This window comes from Sulfitobacter aestuarii, assembly GCF_042685005.1.
Taxonomy (GTDB): Bacteria; Pseudomonadota; Alphaproteobacteria; order Rhodobacterales; family Rhodobacteraceae; genus Sulfitobacter; species Sulfitobacter aestuarii.
Window position 1 is genome coordinate 41,501 of record NZ_JBHUMP010000009.1, and the last position, 23,875, is coordinate 65,375.

Genomic DNA, 23,875 nt, shown 5'->3' on the forward strand with positions numbered 1-23,875 from the left:
CCTGCCCCGTTTACCTTGGCCCGGCGCCTGGGCTAGGTTCGCGACAAACATTCTTGCACAGGAACCGCGCCATGTCCTTCGATCTCGTTACCATCCCCTGCCTGTCGGATAATTATGCCTTTCTGCTGCGCGATCACGACAGTGATGAGGTGGCATTGATCGACGTGCCTGAGGCCGCCCCGATCGCCGCCGAACTCGAACGCCGCGGCTGGACGCTCGACCAGATCTGGCTGACCCATCACCACCCGGATCACATACAGGGCGTGGAGGAGCTTACCGCTGCCCACCCGGCACAGATTGTCGGCGCCAAGGCCGACGCGCATCGCTTGCCGCCGCTCGATCGCGAGGTGTCAGAAGGCGACAAGATCCACCTCGGCGGGCTTACCGCCCATGTGATCGAGGTCCCCGGCCATACGATCGGCCATATCGCCCTGCATGTGCCGGATGCCGATTGCGCCTTCACCGCCGACAGCCTGATGGCACTTGGCTGCGGCCGCCTGTTCGAAGGCAGCGCCGCACAGATGTGGGAATCGCTGCAAAAGCTGATGGCCCTGCCCGGAGAGACGGCAATCTGCTCGGGCCATGAATATACCGCGAACAATGCAAAATTCGCCCTCGCCATTGATCCGGAAAATCCCGCCCTTATATCTCGGGCACGGGAAATCGAATCCGCCCGCGCCGCGGGCCGCCCGACCGTTCCTTCGCAACTCTCAACCGAACTCGAAACCAATCCCTTCCTGCGCCCCGCCGATCCGGGCATCCGCGCGAACCTGGGGATGCCAGACGCCGAGGATACCGAGGTTTTCGCCGAGATCCGGGCCCGCAAGGACCGGTTCTGATCTGCCTGCAAGGGCGCGATACCCTTCGGTTTTTAGGGACGAAAAACTGTCCTATCCGCGGCAACCGCGCCGCATTGACGGGCAAAAAAGCTTGTTCACGACAAAATGTGACTGGGTTTTCAAAGAAAAGCCTTGAAGAGCGGCGATGATCAACCAAACTCTAATATTACGAGGCCATGGTCGGATCGGGGTCCTGATATCCCGCAGAACCTCTCCGACCCCGATCGAAAAGGAGCACGCCCGTGCCTTCATTCTCGAATACACTTGAGCAGGCAATCCACGCAGCTTTGGCGTTGGCCAATGCCCGCCGTCACGAATTCGCCACGCTGGAGCATCTGCTGCTGGCCCTGATCGACGAGCCCGATGCCGCGCAGGTGATGAAGGCCTGTTCCGTGGACGTTTCCGAATTGCGCGATACCCTGGTCGAATTCGTCGACGAGGACCTGAGCAATCTGGTTACCGATATCGACGGTTCCGAAGCCGTGCCGACCGCGGCCTTCCAGCGCGTGATCCAGCGCGCGGCGATTCATGTGCAATCGTCTGGGCGCACCGAGGTGACCGGTGCCAACGTGCTGGTCGCGATCTTCGCCGAACGGGAATCCAATGCGGCCTATTTCTTGCAGGAGCAGGACATGACCCGTTACGACGCGGTCAATTTCATCGCCCATGGCGTCGCCAAGGATCCGGCCTATGGCGAATCCCGGCCCGTGGCCGGCGCCCCGGAAGCCGAGGAGGAGCCTCAGGGCGTCACCGAGGGCGAAAAGAAGGAATCGGCACTCGCCAAATATTGTGTCGACCTCAACGCCAAATCGCGCGAGGGCGCGATCGACCCGCTCATCGGGCGCGACGACGAAGTCGAACGCTGCATCCAGGTGCTGTGCCGCCGCCGCAAGAACAACCCGCTGCTGGTGGGCGATCCGGGCGTCGGCAAGACCGCCATCGCCGAAGGGCTGGCCCGCAAGATCGTCGCGGGGGAAACTCCCGAGGTGCTGGAAAACACCACGATCTATTCCCTCGACATGGGCGCGCTGCTGGCCGGTACCCGCTATCGCGGCGACTTCGAGGAGCGTCTGAAGGCGGTGGTGACGGAGCTTGAAGAGCATAAGGACGCGGTGCTGTTCATCGACGAGATCCATACGGTGATCGGTGCGGGTGCCACCTCGGGCGGCGCGATGGATGCTTCCAACCTGCTGAAACCCGCGCTTCAGGGCGGCAAACTGCGCACCATGGGCTCCACCACCTACAAGGAGTTCCGCCAGCATTTCGAAAAGGACCGCGCGCTGAGCCGCCGGTTCCAGAAGATCGACATCAACGAGCCTTCGGTCGCGGACGCCACCAAGATTCTCAAGGGCCTCAAGCCCTATTTCGAGGAGCATCACAGCGTCAAGTACACCGCCGAAGCGATCAAGACCTCGGTTGAGCTGGCGCATCGCTACATCAACGACCGCAAACTGCCGGACTCGGCCATCGACGTGATCGACGAGGCCGGGGCCGCGCAGCATCTGATCGTTGCATCCAAGCGCCGCAAGACCATCGGCACCAAGGAGGTCGAGGCCGTAGTGGCCAAGATCGCCCGGATCCCGCCGAAAAACGTCTCCAAGGACGACGTGATCGTCCTCAAGGATCTCGAAGCCTCGCTCAAACGCGTGGTCTTCGGCCAGGACAAGGCGATCGAGGCCCTGTCAAGCGCGATCAAGCTGGCACGTGCCGGTCTGCGCGAACCCGAGAAGCCGATCGGCAACTACCTGTTTGCCGGGCCCACGGGCGTCGGCAAGACCGAGGTGGCCAAGCAGCTCGCCGATACGCTCGGCGTCGAGCTGCTGCGTTTCGACATGAGTGAGTATATGGAGAAACACGCGGTATCCCGGCTGATCGGGGCGCCTCCGGGTTATGTGGGGTTCGATCAGGGCGGCATGCTCACCGACGGTGTCGATCAGCATCCTCACTGCGTGCTGCTGCTCGACGAGATGGAGAAGGCGCATCCGGATGTCTACAACATCCTGCTGCAGGTGATGGATCACGGCCGTCTGACCGATCACAACGGTCGCACCGTGGATTTCCGCAATGTCGTGTTGATCATGACCTCCAACGCGGGCGCGGCGGAACAGGCGAAAGAGGCCATCGGCTTTGGCCGCGACCGGCGCACCGGCGAGGATACGGCAGCGATCGAGCGCACCTTCACGCCGGAGTTCCGCAACCGTCTCGATGCGGTGATCAGCTTCGCGCCGCTGCCCAAGGAGGTGATTCTGCGGGTGGTCGAGAAATTCGTGCTGCAGCTCGAAGCGCAGCTGATGGATCGCAACGTGACCATCGACCTCAGCAAGAAAGCCGCCGAATGGCTGGCCGACAAAGGCTATGACGACAAGATGGGCGCCCGCCCGCTCGGCCGGGTCATCCAGGAGCACATCAAGAAGCCACTGGCAGAGGAGCTTCTGTTCGGCAAGCTGGCCAAGGGCGGCGTCGTCAAGGTCGGCGTCAAGAAAGGCGAGCTCGATCTGATCATCGACGGCCTCGAAAGCCCACGTCTCTCGGGCAACAAGCCGCCGCTGCTCACCGCTGAATAAGCGATAGCAAAGCCGAAATTTTTTCACCCGCCGGGCCATCCCGGCGGGTTTTTTTATCCCCCTCATGATCAGATGGAGCACCAGGAAATTTGAAATTTCCCGTCCCGGAATTTTTCCAGAATTCCGTTGGTCGAGAGCCTTATTTCTCCGTCAGTTTCAATTCGATCCGCCGGTTCTGCGCCCGGGCTTCCTCGGAATCGCCCTCGGCCACCGGTTGATATTGCCCGAAGCCATTGGCCGCCAGTCGATCGGGCGGGATGCCGAGCGCGGAGGCCATGTATTTCACCACCGATAGCGCCCGCGCCTGACTCAACTCCCAATTGTCGGAGAAGGCGCCGCGCCCGGACAGCGGCACGTCATCGGTATGACCATCGACACGGATCACCCAATCGATCTCCGGCGGGATGTCATCGGCGATGCCGCCGAGGATTTCAGCCACCTTGGCGATCTCGGCGCGTCCTTCGGCGGAAAGCACAGCGCTACCCGGCGAAAACAGCACCTCCGAAGAGAAGACGAAACGGTCACCGGCGATGCGGACCCCCTCCTGCTGCCCGAGCAGATCGCGCAGCCGTCCGAAGAATTCCGACCGGTAGCGTTCGAGATCCCTGGCCTGCGTTTCCAGCCGCTTGCGCTCGGCAGCTTCCAGTTCAGCGCGACGGCGCTCCTCGGCCGCCACCCGCGCCAGCGCGGTGTTGAGATCGGCGCCCAGCGATTGCAGCTGGATGTCCTTCGCCGCATCGCGGGCCACCGCATCATCGAGCAGCGCCTGCAAACCGCCGAGCTGCTCACGCAGCGCCGCCACCTGCTGGTTCAGCAATTCGGTCTGGCGCTGTGCCTCGGCGCTGATCTCTTCCTCGCGGGATAATTCCTGCCGCGCCGCAGCCAGAAGCGCGGCGTTGCGCTCCGCCTCGCTCATGGTTTCGTCGACCGTCGTCTCGGCCGCGAGCTTCGCCGCCAGCGCTTCCGACAGCCGCGCACGCAGATCGGCGGCATTCTCGGCACCGCTCTGCGCGGTTTCGAGTTCCTGAAGCGCAGAGGCCAGCGTCGCGTCGAGCTCTGCCTCCGCGGCGCGGGCGGCAGCGAGCAGGGTCAGCGTGTCCTCGGCCTTCTTGCGCTGCGCTTCGAGCGCCAGGGTCATCGCGGTCAATTCGCTGTCGGATTCCCGCAACCGCGCGCGCAGCGCCTCCGCTGCTGCCGCCTCGGCCAGCCGCGCCGCCTCCTCATCGCTGAGCGCCTGCGCCTGTTCCTCGATTCGCGACCCGAGGTCAGCAATCTGCGACTCGTTCTCGGCATTGCGGCTTTTCAGATCGGCGACCAGCGCCTGCACCGCTTCGCGGCGCGCCGCGGCCAGCCGGGCCGCCTCGAGCTGCGCGTCGATCTCCCCCCGCGCCTGCGCCAGCGCCGTATTGAGCGCCTCCTGCTCGCTGAGCAGCGCGGCGCGCTCGCCTTCGAGCGTCTCGACCTCGCCAAGCGCGCGATCCCGCTGCCCGAGCAAAGCCGCGACCTGCGCTTCGAAAGAGGTGATCCGGGTTTCGGCCTCCGCCAGTTCCGCTGCCCTTTCGTCCCGTTCCCGCGCAAGCGCCGCAATGCGTGCCGCCTGTTCCTGCGCCTTGTCGCGCGCCTCGCTGAGGGAGGCATCGAGCGCGCCCATTCGCGCTTCCAGCCGGGAATTCTCACGTTCCTCCAGCCCCAATGCCTGGGCCAGCGCCGCCACCTCGCCCGCGAGATTATCTAGTTCGCTTTCCTGTCCGGAAATCCGCTCGGTCAGCACGAATTGCACGACCATGAAAATCGTCAGCACGAACATCAGCACCAGCAACAGCCCGGTCATCGCATCGACGAAGCCGGGCCAGATCGACCCCTGGAAACGCGTCCCGGTGCGGCGCGACAGGGCCATGTCTAGCGGTCCCCGCCGCCGGGGCTTTCTGGCTGGCGCAGCCGCCGCGCGGCGCCGGTCCAGGGGGTGGACATGACCTCGGTAAGTTCGGCCAGGTCCTTGCGCAGCTCGGCCATCGATTCCTGCCGCCCGGCGGAGATCTCTTCCAGGATGCGCAGCATCTGCACGTCGATCGAGCGCAGCCGCATCCGGCTTTCCGCATCGAGCCCGTCGCCTTCTTCATCCGCCCGCCGTTCGAGCACTGCGATCAGCCGGTCCTGCCCTTCGGCGAGCTTGGCCAGCGCGACGCCCGCGGGAGCGGATTCCTGCAGATGCCCGGTCATCTGCTCCACCGCCTCGGCCAGCCGTCCGATCTTGGCGTCCACCAGGCTGCGGCTGGAATCGGACTGGCGGAAAACATGTTGCAGGTTTTCCATCTGTTCAGCCATGTGATCGACCATCGCCGCCAGCATCGCCTGTTCGGCGGTACCTTCCTCGCCGGTGGTGAAACCCACACGGGTGATCGAGCTCAGCCAGTCCTCGAGCTCCTGATAAAAGCGATTCTGCCCATGCCCGGCAAAAAGTTCCAGCAGCCCGACAACCAGCGAACCCGCCAGCCCGAGCAGCGATGAGCCGAAAGCGACGCCCATGCCGCCAAGCTGCGCCTCCAGCCCGGTCATCAGCCGTCCGAAAACATCGACCCCGGCCTCGCCCTCGCTCGGCGCGAGCGAGCGGATCGTGTCGACCACCGCCGGCACGGTGGTGGCGAGCCCGTAGAACGTGCCGAGCAACCCGAGAAAGATCAGCATGTTGACGATATATCGGGTGATCTCGCGGGCCTCATCCACCCGCGAGGCGACGGAATCGAGGATCGAGCGGGACGAGGAAGCCGAGACCTGCATGCGCGCCCCGCGCGCCCGCAGCAGAGCCGCCAGCGGCGCCAGCAATTGCGGCGGCACGGCATCGGGATCCGGCGCTTCCGAAGCGAAATTCTCGATCCAGCGCACCGAACCTATCAACTGGAAGACCTGATAAAAACAGGCCAGCACCCCGATCACGAAGACGAAGATGATGAAACCATTGAGATAGGGATTGGCGATGAAGATCGGCATCACCCTCGGCAATGCCAGAAACACGCCGACGCCGGTCAGGCCGAGCACGATCAGCATTGATGCGATCTGTCGCACCGGTTGGGAGAATTGCGGTTTTGCCTGCCGGTCTGGCTGCGCCATGTGGCCTTGCTCCTGACCCTGTTACTCTGCCTTCCGGCAATCTACACCAAAACCCGCGACGAGTGCCAAGGGTTTAGGACATCAATGTTTTTACCCGATCATGCAGCCATTCGAGCGCCGGATCATGCAGATCCAGCTCCTGGATATGGCGCGCCGTGTTCAGCAGGTATTCCGCGTTCGGCCCTCGGTCCCCCACTGCGCGCGCGATGATCTGCGCCTGCTCTTCCAGCGGTAGCCCGCCGCAGTATTGCACGTGGTGCGGGTCGATAACATAGACAAGCGCCTCGACATCGCGATTGTCCCGCAGATGCACCACATGGGTCTTTTCCAGATAGGCCGAGGAAATCAGCTCGCGTTCGCGCAGATAGGCCAGCGTCACATCCTCGGCGCCATCGGCGACGCGCAGAGCCACCCCTTCGCAGGCGGTGGCGACATCTTCGTCCAGTGCCAGCACCAGCCCCGGATCTTCAACGCTGCCCCGGTGATGGATCGAGCGCATGCAAAAGGACCGTGCATAGCCCGGCAGGGTCGCGATCACGCTTTCCGCGACCTCGAAACCGGGATTCCACAGCAGGCTGCCATATCCGAATACCCACATTGCCATCGTGCTGGTCCTTTCCCCCTGCCTTGGGTAAACCGCATCTCGGGTATGAGTTAAAGGGGTTTTCCACAGATGCGCAGGTTCGTCTTGTTCGCCGCCATGCTCGCCGCGCTCTGGAGCGGCTGGTGGTGGCTTGTCGCCACAGGGACGGAACGTTTCCTTGATCAGGCCGCGCAAACCTCCGCCGGTGAGGGTTGGCAGCTCGATTTCGCCGGGTTCGAGATCGGCGGCTATCCCCTGCGGCTGGAGGGCGAACTTGCCCAACCGACACTCACCGCCCCGGCACGCGGGCTTTCCGTCGCGGCCGACCGGCTCGGGTTGTCGGCGCCGGCCTATTGGCCCGGCCATGTGAGCCTCGGCCTGCCGGAGACTCCGATCTCGCTGCAATCACCATCCGGCACCGCCCGGCTTGAACTCAGCGACGGGCATGGCGTGCTGCGCCTGCGTCCCGGCGCGGCACTGGAGCTGCAGCGGCTGCAGCTGATCGTCGCCGCCTGGCGGCTGGAAAACGATCTTGGCGAGCTGATTGCCGGTGACGTCCTGCGCGGGCTGGCCGAGCAGGATGCGCAGGACGCCGCGACCTATCACATCAGTATGGACGCCGGTGAGCTAACCCCCGGCGCCGCTCTGCGCGGCCTGCTCGACCTGCCCGCGGAATGGCCCGTGACGTTCGACGGATTCGCTGCCGAAATGCGCGCGACATTTGACCGGCCCTTCGACCGTCACGCGCGCGCCGACCGCCTGCCGCAACCACGCGCGCTCGATCTGGCGCGGCTCGAAGCGATCTGGGGCGCGCTGCGCCTATCGGCCGCGGGTCAACTGAGCATCGATGCCGAGGGTATCCCGACCGGCGCATTGCGCCTTGAAGTCGAGAACTGGCCGATGCTGCTCGACCTGGCGCAAGCCGCTGGACTGCTGCAACCGCGGATGCGCGGTCAGACGGAGATGATGTTCCGGGCGCTGGCCAATCTCGGCGGCGAGGCGGAGGCGCTCGACCTCACGTTGCACTTTGCCGATGGCGAAATGGCGCTCGGGCCGATCAGGCTCGGCCCGGCGCCGCGCTTGCTGCTGCGCTGATCAGCGGCAATAGCCGCCGAAACGGTAATTGGCCGTGTCGAAATGGAAATGATCGCGATGGAAACGGTCGGCATCCGGGCCCAGCACGGTGCCGAAAGGTCCGCAGGCGCCGCCATGCATACGGCGCAACGCCTTTGCCGAGGAGCGTTTCTTCCAGCCTTCAAGCACGGAGATCCGTGACCCATCGGCGAGGATGAAGCCGGAAATGTCGATCGCCTTGCCGCGCCCGTGTTCGGAGATCTTCGCCCCGGGCTGGTTGTTGCGGGTTCGGCAGGAATAATGGGCGGCGACCCTCAGCCCGCGCAGCCCGCCCCCCTTGCGCTTCAAGGCCGGTCTTGCGCTGGTCTCGACCCAGGACTTCAGCGCCCGCGCCGTATCGCAATCCATCACCGCGCCCTGGCTCAACGCAACCCCGGAAACCGCGCGCAGGCGAACCGCATGATCGATCCCGCAGCCATTGATCCGCCCCTCGACAAAGCCGACAGGCTCGCCGCGCAGTGCCGCGTCACCGCAAACCGGACCGCCGACGCGCAACGAGATATTGTCATCGCGTTCGGAGCGTGAACAGGAGGCCAGCAGCAGCGCCAGCAGGGTCAGGATCAATGCGCGGTTCATGGCTTGCGCGCTCCCCGGCCGAAATCAGGTGCATCCGTGTCCTGCCCGGCCTCGATAATGCCCCGGCGGATCGCCCGGGTGCGGGTGAAATAGGCGTGCAGATGATCGCCGTCGCCGGTGCGGATCGCCCGTTGCAGCGCGAAGAGCTCTTCGGTGAAACGACCGAGAATCTCTAACGTCGCGTCCTTGTTGGTCAGGAAGACATCGCGCCACATGGTCGGATCGCTGGCGGCAATACGGGTGAAATCCCGAAAACCGGCGGCGGAATATTTGATCACCTCGCTGTCGGTCACCCGGCGCAGATCATCGGCGACGCCGACCATCGTGTAAGCGATGAGATGCGGCGCATGGCTGGTCACCGCCAGCACCAGATCATGATGGTCGGCATCCATCTCCTCGACATTGGCACCGATCCCCTCCCAGAGACGACGCAGCCTTGCCACGGCTTCAGGGTCGGACCCTTCGGCGGGCACCAGCAGGCACCAGCGGTTGTCGAACAGCTCGGCAAAGCCGCTGCGGGGGCCGGAATGTTCGGTCCCGGCGAGCGGATGGCCCGGGATGAAATGCACGCCCTCCGGCAGATGCGGACCGACCTGCGCGATCACGTCGCCCTTGACCGAGCCGACATCGGTGACCGTCGCACCCGGTACCAGCAGCGGCGCGATCTGCTCCGCAACCGCGCCCATGGCGCCAACCGGCACGCAGAGCACCACCAGATCGGCGCCCTCGACCGCTTCGGTCAGGCTGTCACACACACGATCACACAGGCCGATCTCGCGCGCTGTCTCGCGGGTCTCGGCGCTGCGCGCAAAGCCGGTGACCTCGCCCGCCAGACCGTTGCGTTTCATTGCCCAATACATCGACGAGGCAATCAATCCGAGCCCGATCAGCGCCACCCTGTCATAGACCTGCGCCATCATGCGCCCCCGGTCTGGGGCTGATCCTGCGCCGCATTCTTGAACTGGCGCACCGCATGGACGACCCGGCGGCAGGCGCTTTCGTCGCCCACGGTGATGCGCAGGCAATGCGGCAGGTTGTATCCCGCGACACGGCGCACGATCAGCCCCTGTGTCTTAAGATACTCGTCACAGGCCTCGGCCTCCTCCCGGTCGGCGAAACGCGCGAGCACGAAATTGGCGCAGGAGACATCCGAGGGCACGCCGATCTCGGCCAGCGCATCGGCCAGCCAGCCGCGCCAACGGGCATTCTCGACCCGGCAATGCGCGGCGTAAGCGGTGTCGCGGATCGCCGCCTCGGCGGCAGCGAGCCCGGTATGGGTAAGGTTGAACGGGCCCCGGACCCGATTGAGCACGTCGATCACATGGCTCGGTCCATAGCCCCAGCCGACGCGCAGCCCGCCAAGCCCGTGCAGCTTGGAAAAGGTCCGGGTCATCACGACATTGTCGCGCGCCTCGACCAAGGCCGCCCCGCCGTCATAGCCCTCGACATATTCGGCATAGGCGCCATCAAGCACCAGCAGAGCCCGCGGCGGCAGGTTCTCGGCCAGCCGGGCGATCTCGCCACTGCCGATCATCGTGCCGGTCGGGTTGTTGGGATTGGCCACAAACACCAGCCGTGTCGCCTCAGTACAGGCGGCGAGGATCGCATCGACATCGGTGACGCGCTCGCGCTCGGGCACCTCCACCGGGGTCGCCCCGGCGGCAAGCGCCGAAATCCGGTACATGGCAAACCCGTGTTCGGTATGGATCACCTCGTCCCCCGGCCCGGCATAGGCCTGGCAGAGAAAAGCGATGATCTCGTCCGACCCGGCCCCGCAGATGATCCGCGCGGCCTCGAGCCCGAGCACGTCAGCGATCGCGCCGCGCAGGGCGGCATGATCCGAGGACGGGTAGCGATGCAGATCATACCCGGCACGGCGATAGGCCTCGAGCGCGGCGGGGCTCGGCCCTAGCGGGTTTTCGTTCGAGCTCAGCTTGACCACATTCTCCAGCCCGGCCACCGCTGCGGCGCCGCCCTGGTAGAGGTCGATCTGCATGATGCCGGGTTGCGGCTCGATCATCGTCATGTCTCGGTCTTCCCTTGGTGATCGGGGTGGTTCTATCGGTTGATCCTGCAAGCGACCAGCCTGAAACGGCAAAGGCCGCGGCGGTTTCCCGTCGCGGCCCCTGTGAGGTAGCTTGAAACTTGCGGCGAAGATCAGTTCTTCGCGTAGAATTCCACGACGAGGTTCGGTTCCATCATCACCGGATAGGGCACATCGCCCAGAGCCGGAGTGCGCACGAAGGTCGCAGTCATCTTGGAATGGTCGGCGTCGATGTAATCGGGCACGTCACGCTCGGCCAGCTGGGTCGCTTCCAGAAGGGCGACCATCTGTTTGGAACGGTCACGGACCTCGATCACGTCACCCTCTTTCACGCGGTAGGAAGGGATGTTCACCTTCTTGCCGTTAACCTTGACATGGCCGTGGTTCACGAACTGACGCGCCGCGAAAACGGTGGCGACGAACTTGGCGCGGTAGACGACGGCATCGAGGCGGCGCTCGAGCAGGCCGATCAGGTTTTCACCGGTATCGCCCTTGACGCGCTCGGCTTCGCCGTAGATGCGACGGAACTGCTTTTCGGTCAGGTCGCCGTAATAGCCCTTGAGCTTCTGCTTGGCGCGCAGCTGGATACCGAAATCGGAAATCTTGCCCTTGCGGCGCTGGCCGTGCTGGCCGGGGCCGTATTCGCGGCGGTTCACCGGGGATTTCGGACGGCCCCAGATGTTTTCGCCCATGCGGCGGTCGATCTTGTGCTTGGCAGCTGTGCGTTTGGTCACGGCTGTTCTCCTTCAAATAGGCCCTTGCGGGCGGGAAGGGCGTTGTCCTTTGGCTAGAGCCCGACAGGCATCCCCTCGCGGGGGCCACCAACACCAATGAAGCCGCGCTTATACGGGCCATCCCGCCAGAGTCAACGCCCCTTTGCCATGGCCGCCACCGGCGCGTGGCGGGGGCAGGTCACGAGATGGTCGTTGACCAGCCCGCAGGCTTCCATCCAGGCATAGGTGATCGTCGGCCCGCAGAACCGGAACCCGGCCTTCCTGAGATCCTTGGCTACCTGTTCGGAAAGCGCGGTGGCGGGCGGCACTTCCGCGAGACTCTGCCAGTTGTTCTGCAGCGGCACGCCCTCGACGTAGCGCCACATGAACGCGTCAAACCCTTCGCGCGCCTCGATCTCCTGCCAGGCGCGGGCATTGCCGATCGCCGCCTCGATCTTGCCGCGGTGGCGGATGATGCCGGGATCGCCGAGCAATCGCGTCACGTCCTCCTCTCCCCATTCGGCGATGACATGGGGATCGAACCCGTCGAAGGCGGCACGGAAATTCTCGCGTTTCTTCAGGATGGTGATCCAGCTCAGACCGGCCTGGAACCCGTCGAGAATCAGCTTCTCCCATAGCGCGCGGCTGTCGTATTCCGGAACGCCCCACTCCCGGTCGTGATAATCAATATAGATCTGCTCGGGCCCGGCCCAGCCGCATCTTTCCATGAAAATTCCCGTTCTGCCTGCAAGTTGACGAGGTTTCGCCATCGTTATCCGGCGCGATTAAATCTTCCTTATCCAATCGTGCGCAAGATCATCCGCAGGTCCCTGCCTTGCCATAGCCAAGAGTGTACCCTCGTGCTCAGCCGATACAAACGCCGTCTTGCCAACCTGCCGCCCGGCGCGGAAACGCCGCTGAACCACGCGCTGGCGCGGCGCGACCGCTCGACACTCGACATGGTGCGCGAGGCGATCGCCCACCGCCAGACCCTGCTCGCCTATCAGCCGGTGATGCGCGCCGACGATCCGCAAAAGGTCGCCTTCCATGAAGGGCTGATCCGGGTGCTCGATGCCAGCGGCAGGGTGATTCCCGCCCGCGATTTCATCTCCACCATCGAGAATTGCGAAACCGGGCGGGAGATCGACGTGCTGGCGTTGCGCAGCGGTCTCGCGGCGCTCCATGGCAATCGCGCGTTGCGACTGTCGATCAACATGTCGGCCCGTTCGATCGGCTACAAGGGCTGGATGACGATGCTCAACCGCTGGCTGCAGCGCGATTCGACCATCGGCGAGCGGCTGATCCTCGAAATCACCGAAAGCTCCGCGATGCTGGTGCCCGAGCTGGTGATCGACTTCATGGATCACCTGCAGCCGAAGGGGATCTGCTTCGCCCTGGACGATTTCGGATCCGGCCAGACGGCCATCCGTTATTTCAGGGATTTCTACTTCGATATCCTGAAAATTGACGGCCAATTCATCCGCGGCATCTCCGGCAATCCCGACAACCGGGTGGTGACCGCGGCTCTGATCTCCATCGCGCGGCATTTCGACATGCTGACGGTTGCCGAATCCGTGGAAAATGCCGCCGATGCCGCGCTCCTTTGCGAGATGGGAGTGGATTGCCTGCAGGGCTATCACTTCGCCGCGCCAACGACCCGGCCGACCTGGCTGCGCCGTGGGCCCCGGCGGGCAGCGGGGTGACCCAGGGTCCGCTACCGCCCGTCGTCAACGCGGCATCGCGGCGCAGGCGGGCCGAAATCGTTGCCGCGATGCAGCAGATGCGGTATGTCCCGACCAGAAGGCGGAGGAGTGGCAACGGGCGAAGGAGGGTCTGTTGCCGCAGGTTTCTTCCGTCAGGAAGGTAGAGGACAGACCATAAATGACCAACGTTGTAATCGCATCCGCAGCCCGTACCGCTGTCGGCAGCTTCGGCGGCTCTTTCGCCAATACGCCCGCTCATGATCTGGGCGCCACCGTACTCCGCGAGCTTGTCGCACGGGCCGGTGTCGACGCGTCGGAAGTGTCCGAGACCATCCTCGGTCAGGTGCTGACCGCCGCCCAGGGCCAGAACCCAGCCCGCCAGGCCCATATCAACGCCGGCTTCCCGCAGGAAAGCGCCGCCTGGGGCATCAATCAGGTCTGCGGCTCGGGCCTGCGCGCCGTGGCCCTCGCCGCCCAGCATATCCAGCTTGGCGACGCCAACATCGTCGCGGCCGGCGGTCAGGAGAACATGACCCTCAGCCCGCATGCGCAAAACCTTCGTGCAGGCCAGAAGATGGGCGATCTGCAGTTCATCGACACGATGATCCGCGACGGTCTCTGGGACGCGTTCAACGGCTATCACATGGGCCAGACCGCCGAGAATGTCGCCGAGAAATGGCAGATCAGCCGCGAGCAGCAGGACGAGTTCGCCGTCGCCTCGCAAAACAAGGCCGAAGCGGCGCAGAAGGCCGGGAAGTTCCAGGACGAGATCGTCGCCTATACGGTGAAGACCCGCAAGGGCGAGAACGTGGTGGATCAGGACGAATATATCCGCCACGGCGCCACCATGGAGGCGATGCAGAAACTGCGTCCCGCCTTCACCAAGGACGGCTCGGTCACCGCGGCCAATGCCTCGGGCCTCAATGACGGTGCGGCCGGCGCGCTGCTGATGAGCGCCGAAGAGGCAGAGAAGCGCGGCATCGAACCGCTTGCGCGGATCGCCTCCTATGCCACCGCCGGGCTCGATCCGTCGATCATGGGTGTCGGGCCGATCTACGCCTCGCGCAAGGCGCTGGAGAAAGCGGGCTGGAAGCCGGAGGATCTCGACCTCGTGGAGGCCAACGAAGCCTTCGCGGCACAGGCCTGCGCCGTTAACAAGGACATGGGCTGGGACCCCCAAATCGTCAACGTCAACGGCGGCGCCATCGCCATCGGCCACCCAATCGGCGCTTCCGGCGCGCGGATCCTCAACACGCTGTTGTTCGAGATGAAACGCCGCGATGCGAAAAAAGGACTTGCGACATTGTGTATCGGTGGCGGCATGGGTGTTGCCATGTGCCTCGAGCGCCCCTAAGAAGGATCGAGCGCGCAACATAGTTGCGCGCTCGCCCTGAATACCGCAAGAACGTTACCCCTGGGAGGAACTGAATGTCTCGTGTCGCACTTGTTACCGGAGGCAGCCGTGGCATCGGCGCCGCCATCTCGACCACATTGAAGGAAGCCGGATACACCGTCGCCGCCACCTATGCCGGCAATGACGAGGCCGCTTCGAAATTCACCGAAGAAACCGGCATCAAGACCTATAAGTGGAACGTCGCGGATTACGACGAGTCCAAGGCGGGGATCGAGAAGGTCGAAGCAGAGCTCGGCGCCATCGAAGTGGTCGTGGCCAACGCCGGGATCACCCGCGACGCGCCCTTCCACAAGATGACCCCGCAGCAGTGGAAAGACGTGATCGACACCAACCTCACCGGCGTGTTCAACACCATCCACCCGATCTGGCCCGGCATGCGCGAGCGCAAGTTCGGTCGTATCGTGGTGATCTCCTCGATCAACGGTCAGAAGGGCCAGTTCGCCCAGGTGAACTACGCTGCGACCAAGGCCGGCGATCTTGGCATCGTCAAATCCCTGGCCCAGGAAGGCGCCCGCGCAGGCATTACCGCCAACGCGATCTGCCCCGGTTACATCGCCACCGAGATGGTCATGGCCGTGCCGGAAAAGGTGCGCGACTCGATCATCGCGCAGATCCCCGCCGGTCGCCTCGGCGAGCCTGAGGAAATCGCCCGCGCGGTGAAATTCCTGGTGTCCGATGACGCCGGTTTCATCAACGGCTCGACGATCTCCGCCAACGGCGCGCAGTTCTTCGCCTGACACGCGCGGCATCTGAACCAAATGTGAAAAAACTCGGGGCCGGTCCGCAAGGATCGGCCCCGCTGCCCTTCTCCCCTGCCGGATCCCGCCTTTGCCCCGTTCACGCGCCACCGCCATCGGTTTCATCGCAGTCCTGCTCTGGGCCCTGCTCGCACTGTTCACCGTCGGCTCCGCGCCCACCCCGCCGCTGCTGCTCAACACCATCTGTTTTGCGATCGGGGGCGGCCTGGGGCTGATCTGGGCGGGCGCCACGGGGGCCCTCGGCGGGCTGTCGCGGGTGCATTGGCGCGTCTATCTTTTCGGCACCACCGGGCTTTTCGGCTATCACGCGCTTTATTTCTCGGCACTGCGCCTGGCACCACCTGCCGAGGCCGGGCTCATCGCCTATCTTTGGCCGCTGCTGATCGTGGTTTTCTCCGGCCACCTGCCTGGAGAGCGGCTGCACCGGGGTCATCTGCTCGGCGCCGGGTTCGGCCTTGCCGGGGCTGCGCTGATCATCAGCGGCGGCGGCACCGGATTCTCGCTTGCGCATCTCTCCGGCTATGCACTGGCGCTGCTTTGTGCGCTGACTTGGGCCAGCTATTCCGTCCTCTCGCGCCGCGTGGGACAGGCACCGACCGCCTCGGTGGCAATCTTCTGTCTGGCCAGCGCCGCGCTGTCACTGCCCCTGCACCTGATCTTCGAAGTCACGCAATTACCCGCCACCGCGCTCGGCTGGGCGTCGATTATCGGCCTTGGTCTCGGCCCGGTCGGGCTGGCTTTCTATGTCTGGGACATCGGGGTGAAACGCGGCGACATCCAGCTGCTCGGCACCAGCTCCTATGCGGCGCCGCTGCTCTCGACCCTTGTGCTGGTACTCGCGGGAGTAGCCGCCCCGAGCATGATGCTGCTCTGGGCGGCGCTGTTGATCACGGGCGGCGCCTTGCTAGCGGCACGCGCCAGCCTCTCTGTGACATAGGGAAATCATTCGGAAAGGCGCGAGATCTCCTCTTTCAGGCGCAGCTTTTCCTTTTTCATCGATGCAACTTCCAGATCATCGGTTCCGGGGGCGCGCTGAGCGCGTTCGACCGCCTCGCTCATCGCCTGATGCTTCCGTTTCAGAGCCTCGAGATGTGCGTTCAGAGCCATGTATTCCTCCTTGATCAATATCGCATCTGGAGTGGACCATATTCGCCGGTGCAAGTCACGCTGCGCCGCAGCGAGATTCAACCTTCGGTATTATTTTGCTGAGCGCTCAGAACGTCAGCGCCGCACCTTCGCGCAGGACCGCGCGAATGGCGGGGACAAAGCTGTCACCGTCATGCAGATGTCGCGCGCCTTCGTGCATCACAAGGCCCGCAAGGAGACGGAAAGCAGCCCGGCCGTTCTTGCGCGCACGCAGAATCACCCGTTCGGCCGGGCGGCCCTCCCGAGGGATCAGGGGCAGGACTTCAATGGAGCCGAGATCGGGCGGCAGGGCACGCAGCAGGTCCGGCAGGCGCTCGGCCCGATGGATGAAATGCATCTGCCCCTTCGGCGCCAGACGCTTTCCCGCGACCCGTACCCATTCCGCCAGCGGGGTCTGTTCACCATGCGCGGATTCCCGCGCCCGATGCTGCGAAGAAATCGAAGCGCCGCGGTCGAAATAGGGCGGGTTGGCCAGCACGTGATCGAACTGCCGCTGACGCACTTCAAGCGGCAGCGCGCTGAGATCCGCGGTCACCACTTCCAGCGCGGTGCCGCCATTGCGCCGGGCCAGCGCGGCGTGATCGGGCATCCGTTCGACCCCGGTAAGGCGGAGCCCCGGCACCCGCGCTCCGAGACATAATATCGCAGCGCCGACGCCGCAGCCCAGCTCCAGCACCCGCTGCCCGGCGACGGCGGGCACGCTGGCGGCCAACAGGACCGGATCGACCCCGGCACGGTAGCCGCTGCGCGGTTGCCAGAGATGCAGCCTGCCGCCCAGAAACGCGTCCCGCGTCAGCGCGTCCTCGGAAAAACCGCTCAAAACCCCAGCGGGATGTCATTGTCCCGCAAGACCCGTTCGGCGGCGGCGTGATCGTCGGGATGGACCATCAACCGGCGCGGAAAAATTCCGATCCCGCCTTCGAGCACGCTCATGTTTACGTCCATCTCGAAGCAGTCTATATCCTCGCCCTGAAGAAGGGCGGTGGCAAAGGCGATGACGGTCAGGTCGGTGCTACGCAAAAGTTCCTTCATATCAGCGATGTAAGGGCAAGGGGCCGCATTGTCGAGCGCCAGGGTGGGATCATGTTGACGAAAAATGACGCAGACGCAAAACCGCATGACCGGCTGGCTTCCTATCTGGAGGCGGATCTAAAGGCGGTCGGCACGCTGATCCGCGAGCGGATGGCCTCGAAACATGCGCCGCGGATCCCCGAAGTCACCGCGCATCTCGTCGAGGCCGGCGGCAAGCGCCTGCGCCCGATGCTGACCCTCGCCTCGGCGCGGCTCTGTGGCTATGAGGGCCCCTATCACGTGCATCTCGCCGCGACGGTGGAGTTCATCCACACGGCGACGCTGCTGCATGACGATGTAGTCGATGAGAGCGCCCAGCGGCGCGGACGGCCGACCGCCAACCTGTTGTGGGATAACAAGTCTTCCGTGCTGGTCGGGGATTACCTCTTTGCCCGCAGCTTCCAGTTGATGACCGAGACCGGCTCGATCCGGGTGCTCGACATCCTCGCCAACGCCTCCGCCACGATCGCCGAAGGCGAAGTGCTGCAGCTCACCGCGGCGCAGAACCTGGCCACGGACGAGGACATCTACCTGCAGGTGGTGCGCGGCAAGACAGCGGCACTGTTCTCGGCCGCGACCGAGGTTGGCGGGGTGATCGCCGGGGTTGAGGATGCGACGGTCAAGGCGCTGTTCGATTATGGCGACGCGCTCGGGGTGGCCTTCCAGATCGTCGATGACCTCCTTGATTACCGCGGCGATGCCAAAGCCACCGGCAAGAATGTCGGTGACGATTTCCGCGAGCGCAAACTGACGCTGCCGGTGATCAAGGCGGTGGCCAGGGCGACGGACGAGGAGCATGCCTTCTGGCGCCGCACCATCGAGAAGGGCCGCCAGGAAGACGGCGATCTCGAACAGGCGCTGGCGCTGCTTCACAAACACGACACGCTGCGCGAGACCGAGACCGATGCGCGGGCCTGGGCGGAAAAGGCCAAGGTGGCGCTGACCGCCCTGCCCGAGCACGAGATCACCGACATGCTGCGCGACCTCGCCGATTACGTGGTCGCCCGGATCAACTGAGCAGCGGCGCCGACGCGACCCACCAGTCCGGATGGTCACGGGTAATCCGCGCTGCCGCCGCTTCGGCGGCATCGGCGCTTGCGAAAAGCCCGAAGCAGGTCGCGCCGGAGCCCGACATCCGCGCCAGAAGCGCATCTTCCAGAGCACCGAGGCAGGCGGCGATCTGCGGCACCAGCTTCAGGGCCGGAGCCTGCAGGTCATTGCGCTGGGTCGCGAGCCATTCAGCGACGTCGCGAGCTTGCGAAAAAATCGGGATTTGCCGCGCCATCGCCGGGTTCTGCTTGTTTTCGAGCGACTCGAAGACGGCAGGCGTCGTGACCGCGACGTGCGGATTGACCAGCACCAGCCAGCAAGGTGGCAGCGCGGGCAGCGCAATGAGCCTTTCCCCTACGCCGGACATGCGCTGCGGCCCGGTCTCCATGCAGACGGGGACATCCGCGCCGAGGCTGCTGACGTCCACGGGAAGGGGAACCGACCAGAGCTCCGCCAGCGCTTGCAGGGTGGCTGCCGCATCCGCGGAGCCGCCGCCGATGCCCGAGGCGGGGGGCAGATTCTTGGTCAGGTGGATTGTCGCGCCCCGCCCGGCACCGTCATCGAGAAATTCGGCCGCGCGCAGCACCAGATTGCGCGCATCGACAGGCACGCCATCGGCCAGCGGGCCGTTCACCTTGAGGCTCAGGGTCTCGGCCGCCGTGACCCGGATCCGATCGCCCACCCCGGCCCGCACCACCAGCGAATCCAGCAGGTGATAGCCATCCTGCCGCTGCCCGGTCACATGCAGGGTCAGGTTGATCTTGGCGAAACCCTGTCGCTCGATCCACCGCACCGGCGCGGCAGCGCTGTCAGCGTCGTTCATTTCTCGGCGGCAACCTTCAGCGGTGCAGCGCCCTCGGCCTGCAGCACCGCGTCGAGACCGACTTCGAGCTTGCGCCGGATACGCTTGGGATCGGCTTCGCCGTCATCCTCCGCCCCGCCGGTAAAGGACAGCGCCCGCCGCCACTGGAACTCGGCTTCCCGCTTGCGTCCGACAGCCCAATAGACGTCCCCGAGATGGTCATTGACCACCGGATCGACGGGCAGCAGTTCGACAGCCCTTTCCATATGCTTCTTGGCCTCGTCATAGCGCCCGAGCCGGTAGAGCACCCAGCCGAGCGAGTCGACGATATAGCCGCTGTCCGGGCTGGCGGCGACGGCGCGTTCGATCATGTCGAGCGCCTCGTCGAGGTTGCGCTGCTGCTCGACCAGCGAATAGCCGAGATAGTTCAACACCTGCGGCTGTTCGGGGTTGAGCGTCAGCGCCGCGCGGAAATCCTCTTCCGCCGCCTCTCCATTGCCGGACCGTTCATGGGCGATGCCGCGGGAATAGAAAAGCACCCATCGCGCCGGGTTCGCTTCGCTCGTGCGGTCGAGCGCACGGCCATAGGCGGCGATCGCGGCGTCATATTGCTCCTCGCTGCGCAAAACGTCGCCGAGGGTGGAATGAACCACCGCCAGATCGCCGTGACTGCGGCTCAGCTGTTCGAGCACTTCGATGGCCTGCACGATTTTGCCCGAGCGACGCAGCGCGTCGGCCCGGCCCAGTTCGGCCGCATGATAGGCCGGGTCGGAAGCCGGAACCGCCTTGTATTCCTCGATCGCCGGATCGTGTTGGCCGAGGTTTTCCAGCAGATCGGCGGTCAGCAGAAGCGCCTCGATGTGATCGGGCTTGAGATAGCGGGCGATGCGGGAATAGAGCAGCACGTAATAATCCCCGGCCGCCTCGCTCTTGAGCACGGCCCCGAAGGTGAAGAACACTTCGGCGATCCCCGCCGCGGCGTCGGGCACCAGGCTGAAGGTCACGCTCTCGCCGGTTTCCAGCGCCGTGGTCAGTTGTTCGAGCTCGGGGTCCGTGGCCTCGCCGAAACTTTTCTCGAGCAGGGTCAGCGCGGCTTGCGGGCGTTCCAGCTGGGCGAGGATCTGCGCATGGGCGATGGCGCCCCGCCGCGTCTGGCTGGCGGACCCGGCACCATCGGCGGAGAAGATCGCGTCGGCACCTTCGAAATCGCCGACCGAGGCCAGGGCAAGCGCCTTGTGATACATCACGAAACCCTGCATCCCGGCTTCCTTGCCGAGCGCGTCGAACTGCGCCAGGGCCGCCGTGACATCGCCCGCCCCCATGTGCGCCCAGGCCCGGACCAGCCCGTCAACCCAGGGGCCGAGATCGGAATGATCGGCGTCGCGCGCCAGCAGCGCTTCGAAGTCGCCCTGTTTCGCCAGCCCTGCGACTACCAGCAGCTGCGCCACCTGACTGCGCTGCCCGCCCCGTTCCATCGCCTTGGCCAGCGGCAACGCCTTGTCGACCTGCCCAAGCGAGAGGAAAGACAGCGCCGCGCTCTCCATCATCTCTGGATTGCCGGGATCGCGCATCAGGGCTTCGCTGTAATACCGCGCGGCGGCACTGAAATCGCTGTTCAGCGCAGCGTGTCGGCCCGCCAGATAGGGACCGGAGGCCGGTTCGGCCTCAAGCGTCAGGGCCAGGCCCAATGTCATGGCCAGCGCACTGGCCGAAATTCTCAAACTGCGCAACATCACCCTGCCCCTGCTGGTTCGCTGCAAGGCTATCAGACCTGCCTCTGAGCGCAATGGCGCAGGGGGCGGCAGCGCAGCGCCGGGAAGGGCTCGGCAGGACTTCGCGAAAAGGGCGGAGGGTCACCCCGCCCTTCCGGTCTGAGCAGGCCAGCGCCTACATGTTCGGGTAGTTCGGCCCGTCTCCGCCCTGCGGCGTGGTCCAGACGATGTTCTGCGCGGGATCCTTGATATCGCAGGTCTTGCAATGCACGCAGTTCTGGAAGTTGATCACGAAACGCGCCTCCTTGCCCGGCTCCTCGACGAATTCATAGACCCCGGCCGGGCAATAGCGTGCCGAGGGACCCGCATATTTCGGCAGGTTATAGGACACCGGGATGCTCGGATCCTTGAGCTTGAGATGTGCAGGCTGGCTTTCTTCGTGGTTGGTGAAGGAAAACGCCACGTTGGTCAGGCGGTCGAAGGACAGTTTCCCGTCGGGCTTGGGATAGTCAATCTTCTCATGCTTGCTCGCCTCTTCCGTCGCGTCGGCATCGGATTTCCCATGGCCGATGGTCCCGAGCAGCGAGAAGCCGAGCGTATTGGTCCACATGTCGAACCCGCCAAGCAGCAGCGACGCGGTAAGCCCGTATTTCGACCAGAGCGGCTTGACGTTACGCACCTTGCGCAGGTCTTCGCCAATCGCGCCCTCGCGGACTTCGGTCTCGTAATCATCCAGCTCATCGGCGCTGCGACCGGCCTTGATCGCCGCATGAGCCGCCTCGGCCGCCGCCTTGCCCGAAAGCATCGCATTGTGGTTGCCCTTGATGCGCGGGACGTTGACCATGCCGACCTCGCAGCCGAGCAGCGCCACGCCCGGCGCGACCATCTTGGGCATCGATTGCCAGCCGCCCTCGGTGATCGCCCGCGCGCCATAGGCGACGCGCTTGCCCCCCTCAAGCAGCTCGGCAACCATCGGGTGATGCTTGAAGCGCTGGAATTCCATGTAGGGGAAGACATGCGGGTTCTTGTAACCCAGATGCACCACGAATCCGACATAGACCTGATTGTTTTCGAGGTGATAGATGAAGGACCCGCCACCGGCATTCTTGTTCAACGGCCAGCCCATCGTGTGGGTCACCGTGCCCTCACGATGCTTGGCCGGGTCGATCTCCCAGATCTCCTTCATGCCGAGCCCGTATTTCTGCGGCTCCTTGCCCTCGTCGAGATTGTACTTGGCGATCACCTGCTTGCCGAGGCTGCCGCGCACTCCTTCGGAGAGGAACACGTATTTGCCGTGCAGCTCCATCCCGGGTTCGTAATTCGCGCCCTTGGTGCCGTCGGCCTCGATGCCGAACTCGCCCGCGACCACGCCCTTGACCTCGCCATTGTCGCCATAGACCAGCTCGGAACAGGCCATGCCGGGGAAGATCTCGACGCCAAGCTCTTCGGCCTGTTCGGCCATCCAGCGGCAGACGTTGCCCATCGAGACGATGTAATTGCCATGGTTGTGCATCAGCGGCGGCATCGGGAAGTTCGGAACGCGGATCTTGCCGGATTCGCCGAGCATGAAGAAATTGTCTTCCTTGACCTCGACCTTGACCGGCGCGCCCTTGTCCTTCCAGTCGGGGATCAGCGCATCGAGACCACAGGGATCGAGCACCGCGCCCGAAAGAATATGGGCGCCTACCTCGGAGCCTTTCTCGAGCACCACGACGTTGCATTCAGCGTCGAGCTGCTTGAGCCGGATCGCCGCCGATAGCCCCGCAGGACCAGCACCGACGATCACCACGTCATATTCCATCGCTTCGCGTTCAATCTCGGCCATCGCGGCATTTCCTCCCGGCAACAAAAACGTTTGGATTTGGCTAAACCACGCGCCAGACCATTGCAATCGCGACCCTAGGTTTATTGCGCAAAACCGGGCTCATCGGGTCAGATTCTTCCGCCGGGTTCCGCTCTGCGACACGGGCGCGGCCGGGCTTCGGGCGGGCAAGCGGCGATGGGAGCTGCGCGGCACCCCGTCAGGCAGGGCGCAGCGGAATGCGCGGGCTGTCGCTCAAATGTGCTGCCCTGCCCTCTTGCAATTGGCCGCCGCTTTGGGTCAGGTAATTGACAAGTGAAGATTGCAAACGGCCGCCCTCCGAAAACCCGGGGGGCGGCCCCATTACTTAGGCCGACGTCACATGGAAAAGATCCCCATGACCCGCCAGGGTCACACCGCCCTTGAATCCGAACTCAAGCATCTGAAATCGGTGGAGCGACCCGCGATCATCAAGGCGATCGCCGAGGCCCGCGAGCATGGCGATCTGTCGGAGAATGCCGAGTATCATTCGGCCAAGGAGAAACAATCCTTCATCGAGGGCCGCATCAAGGAGCTCGAAGGCGTGATCTCCCTTGCCGAGGTCATCGACCCTGCCAAGCTCTCCGGCGCGATCAAGTTCGGCGCGCAGGTGACACTGGTGGACGAGGATACCGACGAAGAGAAAACCTATCAGATCGTCGGAGAATACGAAGCCGATATCGAGAACGGTCGGCTCAACATCAAATCGCCCATTGCCCGTGCCCTGATCGGCAAGGAAGAGGGCGATTCGGTCGAGGTACGCACACCGGGAGGTGAGAAATCCTATGAGGTCGTCAAAATCGTCTATGCCTGAGCGG

Annotated in this window: 23 protein-coding genes; 9 read left to right on the top strand and 14 right to left on the bottom strand. The window is 64.4% G+C overall.

What is annotated here, in order from left to right; genetic code table 11:
- The first annotated feature begins 71 nt into the window (after positions 1–71).
- Positions 72–839 carry a hydroxyacylglutathione hydrolase gene (gene gloB / locus ACFSUD_RS11455; RefSeq protein WP_386374514.1) on the top strand — a complete coding sequence of 256 codons (768 nt, stop codon included), beginning with the start codon at positions 72–74 and terminating at the stop codon, positions 837–839.
- Positions 840–1,081: 242 nt separating this feature from the next.
- Entirely contained in the window at positions 1,082–3,403 is a 2,322-nt protein-coding gene (gene clpA / locus ACFSUD_RS11460) for an ATP-dependent Clp protease ATP-binding subunit ClpA (protein ID WP_386374516.1), read from the top strand.
- Positions 3,404–3,542: 139 nt separating this feature from the next.
- Here clpA and ACFSUD_RS11465 read toward each other — a convergent pair whose 3' ends face one another.
- The 3 genes from ACFSUD_RS11465 to ACFSUD_RS11475 all read right to left on the bottom strand — a co-directional run bounded on the left by ACFSUD_RS11465 (position 3,543) and on the right by ACFSUD_RS11475 (position 7,115).
- Positions 3,543–5,300: a peptidoglycan -binding protein gene (locus tag ACFSUD_RS11465; protein WP_386374518.1), complete on the bottom strand. Its 1,758-nt coding sequence runs from the start codon at positions 5,298–5,300 to the stop codon at positions 3,543–3,545.
- Between the two features lie 2 nt (positions 5,301–5,302).
- The gene (locus tag ACFSUD_RS11470) at positions 5,303–6,511 is read right to left on the bottom strand and encodes a biopolymer transporter ExbB (RefSeq protein ID WP_386374519.1); all 1,209 of its coding nucleotides are present in this window, start codon (positions 6,509–6,511) and stop codon (positions 5,303–5,305) included.
- 73 nt (positions 6,512–6,584) lie between these two features.
- Positions 6,585–7,115 (bottom strand): gamma-glutamylcyclotransferase, encoded by a 531-nt coding sequence (locus ACFSUD_RS11475; protein WP_386374521.1) that lies wholly within the window; start codon positions 7,113–7,115, stop codon positions 6,585–6,587.
- A gap of 69 nt (positions 7,116–7,184) precedes the next feature.
- On the opposite strand from ACFSUD_RS11475, the gene ACFSUD_RS11480 reads away from it, so the two are divergent.
- On the top strand, positions 7,185–8,189 hold the full coding sequence (locus tag ACFSUD_RS11480; RefSeq protein WP_386374523.1) for a DUF2125 domain-containing protein: 1,005 nt from the start codon (positions 7,185–7,187) through the stop codon (positions 8,187–8,189).
- Here the strand turns inward: ACFSUD_RS11480 and ACFSUD_RS11485 are convergent, their stop codons facing one another.
- The 5 genes from ACFSUD_RS11485 to ACFSUD_RS11505 form a co-directional block, all read right to left on the bottom strand.
- Positions 8,190–8,804 (bottom strand): extensin-like domain-containing protein, encoded by a 615-nt coding sequence (locus ACFSUD_RS11485; RefSeq protein ID WP_386374525.1) that lies wholly within the window; start codon positions 8,802–8,804, stop codon positions 8,190–8,192.
- A complete protein-coding gene (locus ACFSUD_RS11490) occupies positions 8,801–9,721 on the bottom strand; it encodes a prephenate/arogenate dehydrogenase family protein (RefSeq protein ID WP_386374527.1) in 921 nt (306 codons plus the stop codon). Before ACFSUD_RS11490 ends, ACFSUD_RS11485 begins: the two co-directional genes overlap by 4 nt.
- Positions 9,721–10,830 (bottom strand): histidinol-phosphate transaminase, encoded by a 1,110-nt coding sequence (gene hisC / locus ACFSUD_RS11495; protein WP_386374529.1) that lies wholly within the window; start codon positions 10,828–10,830, stop codon positions 9,721–9,723. Before hisC ends, ACFSUD_RS11490 begins: the two co-directional genes overlap by 1 nt.
- A 131-nt stretch (positions 10,831–10,961) precedes the next feature.
- Positions 10,962–11,582 carry a 30S ribosomal protein S4 gene (gene rpsD, locus ACFSUD_RS11500; protein ID WP_386374531.1) on the bottom strand — a complete coding sequence of 207 codons (621 nt, stop codon included), beginning with the start codon at positions 11,580–11,582 and terminating at the stop codon, positions 10,962–10,964.
- 131 nt (positions 11,583–11,713) lie between these two features.
- Complete coding sequence (locus tag ACFSUD_RS11505) at positions 11,714–12,289, bottom strand: DNA-3-methyladenine glycosylase I (protein WP_386374533.1); 576 nt, start codon at positions 12,287–12,289, stop codon at positions 11,714–11,716.
- 132 nt (positions 12,290–12,421) lie between these two features.
- Between ACFSUD_RS11505 and ACFSUD_RS11510 the strand changes: the two genes are divergently transcribed.
- The 4 genes from ACFSUD_RS11510 to yddG all read left to right on the top strand — a co-directional run bounded on the left by ACFSUD_RS11510 (position 12,422) and on the right by yddG (position 16,373).
- Entirely contained in the window at positions 12,422–13,264 is an 843-nt protein-coding gene (locus ACFSUD_RS11510; RefSeq protein ID WP_386374535.1) for an EAL domain-containing protein, read from the top strand.
- Between the two features lie 178 nt (positions 13,265–13,442).
- A complete protein-coding gene (locus ACFSUD_RS11515; protein ID WP_386374538.1) occupies positions 13,443–14,618 on the top strand; it encodes an acetyl-CoA C-acetyltransferase in 1,176 nt (391 codons plus the stop codon).
- Positions 14,619–14,692: 74 nt separating this feature from the next.
- Positions 14,693–15,415 carry an acetoacetyl-CoA reductase gene (gene phbB, locus ACFSUD_RS11520; protein ID WP_386374540.1) on the top strand — a complete coding sequence of 241 codons (723 nt, stop codon included), beginning with the start codon at positions 14,693–14,695 and terminating at the stop codon, positions 15,413–15,415.
- A gap of 91 nt (positions 15,416–15,506) precedes the next feature.
- Positions 15,507–16,373: an aromatic amino acid exporter YddG gene (gene yddG, locus ACFSUD_RS11525; RefSeq protein ID WP_386374542.1), complete on the top strand. Its 867-nt coding sequence runs from the start codon at positions 15,507–15,509 to the stop codon at positions 16,371–16,373.
- Between the two features lie 5 nt (positions 16,374–16,378).
- On the opposite strand, the gene ACFSUD_RS11530 is transcribed toward yddG, so the two are convergent.
- The 3 genes from ACFSUD_RS11530 to ACFSUD_RS11540 all read right to left on the bottom strand — a co-directional run bounded on the left by ACFSUD_RS11530 (position 16,379) and on the right by ACFSUD_RS11540 (position 17,614).
- Positions 16,379–16,543, bottom strand: a complete 165-nt coding sequence (locus tag ACFSUD_RS11530) for a YdcH family protein (RefSeq protein ID WP_386374544.1) — start codon at positions 16,541–16,543, stop codon at positions 16,379–16,381.
- Positions 16,544–16,649: 106 nt separating this feature from the next.
- Complete coding sequence (locus ACFSUD_RS11535; protein ID WP_386374546.1) at positions 16,650–17,402, bottom strand: tRNA1(Val) (adenine(37)-N6)-methyltransferase; 753 nt, start codon at positions 17,400–17,402, stop codon at positions 16,650–16,652.
- Entirely contained in the window at positions 17,399–17,614 is a 216-nt protein-coding gene (locus ACFSUD_RS11540; protein WP_386374548.1) for a putative signal transducing protein, read from the bottom strand. The genes ACFSUD_RS11535 and ACFSUD_RS11540 overlap by 4 nt, the downstream gene beginning before the upstream one ends.
- Before the next feature lie 150 nt (positions 17,615–17,764).
- Here ACFSUD_RS11540 and ACFSUD_RS11545 point away from each other — a divergent pair, with 150 nt between their 5' ends.
- Positions 17,765–18,670: a polyprenyl synthetase family protein gene (locus ACFSUD_RS11545; RefSeq protein ID WP_386374720.1), complete on the top strand. Its 906-nt coding sequence runs from the start codon at positions 17,765–17,767 to the stop codon at positions 18,668–18,670.
- Here ACFSUD_RS11545 and ACFSUD_RS11550 read toward each other — a convergent pair.
- The 3 genes from ACFSUD_RS11550 to ACFSUD_RS11560 form a co-directional block, all read right to left on the bottom strand.
- Positions 18,663–19,526 carry a 4-(cytidine 5'-diphospho)-2-C-methyl-D-erythritol kinase gene (locus ACFSUD_RS11550; protein WP_386374550.1) on the bottom strand — a complete coding sequence of 288 codons (864 nt, stop codon included), beginning with the start codon at positions 19,524–19,526 and terminating at the stop codon, positions 18,663–18,665. The two genes, ACFSUD_RS11545 and ACFSUD_RS11550, sit on opposite strands and share 8 nt — an antisense overlap.
- A complete protein-coding gene (locus tag ACFSUD_RS11555; RefSeq protein ID WP_386374552.1) occupies positions 19,523–21,238 on the bottom strand; it encodes a tetratricopeptide repeat protein in 1,716 nt (571 codons plus the stop codon). Before ACFSUD_RS11555 ends, ACFSUD_RS11550 begins: the two co-directional genes overlap by 4 nt.
- A 154-nt stretch (positions 21,239–21,392) precedes the next feature.
- Positions 21,393–23,042, bottom strand: coding sequence for an electron transfer flavoprotein-ubiquinone oxidoreductase (locus ACFSUD_RS11560; protein ID WP_386374554.1), 1,650 nt, complete (start codon positions 23,040–23,042; stop codon positions 21,393–21,395).
- A 358-nt stretch (positions 23,043–23,400) separates the two neighbouring features.
- Here ACFSUD_RS11560 and greA point away from each other — a divergent pair, with 358 nt between their 5' ends.
- Positions 23,401–23,871 (top strand): transcription elongation factor GreA, encoded by a 471-nt coding sequence (greA, locus tag ACFSUD_RS11565; protein WP_386374556.1) that lies wholly within the window; start codon positions 23,401–23,403, stop codon positions 23,869–23,871.
- The last annotated feature ends 4 nt before the right edge of the window (positions 23,872–23,875 follow it).